2 protein-coding genes are annotated in these 1,079 nt (G+C 70.2%); both read left to right on the top strand.

Annotated features, from left to right (window positions below; translation table 11 throughout):
• Positions 1 to 90 precede the first annotated feature (90 nt).
• A complete protein-coding gene (locus tag ABZ624_RS43220) occupies positions 91 to 576 on the top strand; it encodes a winged helix-turn-helix domain-containing protein (RefSeq protein ID WP_360101293.1) in 486 nt (161 codons plus the stop codon).
• Positions 577 to 602: 26 nt separating this feature from the next.
• Positions 603 to 1,079: transposase (locus tag ABZ624_RS43215; RefSeq protein WP_360101290.1), on the top strand; the 477-nt coding region annotated here is incomplete at its 3' end.

Here is a 1,079-nt window from a genome sequence, read left to right as displayed (position 1 = left end):
TACTGAGCTTGAACTCGGGTTGTCGTAGTCGCTGACAGGGCTTGATCCCCGCGGTACGCCGTTGTTATGAGGTAGGCGCAGGGCGGCGGACTGACGGATGAGCGCCGACAGTTCCGCGAGGGGATCCGCATGATGGCCGCCGAGCGGTTCGCCGTGGGCGTGCCGAGCTCGGCGATCGCAAGGGAGTTACGAGTCAGCGTCCGCTCGGTCCAGCGGTGGCGGCGGGCCTGGGACAGAGGCGGCCCGCGGGCTCTGCGGTCGGCGGGTTCGGCCTCGCTTCCCCGGCTGAGCGATGCCCGGTTTGCCGTACCGGAGGCTGAGTTGGCCAAGGGCCCGGTCGCGCATGGCTGGGCCGATCAGCGGTGGACGCCTGCGCGAATCAAGACCGTGATCGGGCGGCGCTTCCACAAGAGCTACACCCTCCAGGGCGTGCGCAAACTGCTGATCCGGCACGGCTTCTCCCGCCAGGTGCCGGCCAGACGGGCCGTCGAACACGACGAGGAGGCAATCTGCGGCTGGGTGAAGGAGACCTGGCCGCAGGCGGAGGCACCGCGGCGGCGCTCGGGGCCTGGATAGTCTTCGAGGACGAGGCCGGCTTCTCGATGACGCCGCCGACCGCCCGCACCTGGGCCCGGCGCGGACACACGCCCATCATCCGGGTCCGTGGCCGCACCTCGCGCCAGCTCTCCACCGCCGCCCTGGCCTGCTACCGGGCAGGCGAACGGTCCCGCCTGATCTACCGGCCCAGGCGGCACCGCAACCGGCGCGGCGAGCGCAGGATCTTCGCCTGGAGCGACTACCGCGGCCTGCTGATCGCCGCCCACCGCCAGCTCGGCGCCCCCATCGTGCTGATCTGGGACAACCTCGGCACTCACGTGTGTGCGGACATGCGAGCGTTCATCGAGGGCCAGGACTGGCTGACCGTCTTCCAGCTACCCGCCTACGCGCCCGAGCTCAACCCGGTCGAAGGTGTGTGGTCACTGCTGCGGCGCGGCTACACCGCCAACGTCGCCTTCACCAACCCAGACCACCTCATCCGCACCGTCCGCCAGGGCCTCCGCAAGATCCAGTACCACCAG

Origin of the sequence: Streptomyces sp. NPDC007205, assembly GCF_040634095.1 — a bacterium.
Classification (GTDB): Bacteria; Actinomycetota; Actinomycetes; order Streptomycetales; family Streptomycetaceae; genus Streptomyces.
The sequence above is the reverse complement of the archived record's forward strand: the minus strand, read 5'-3'. Positions and strand labels throughout refer to the sequence as shown.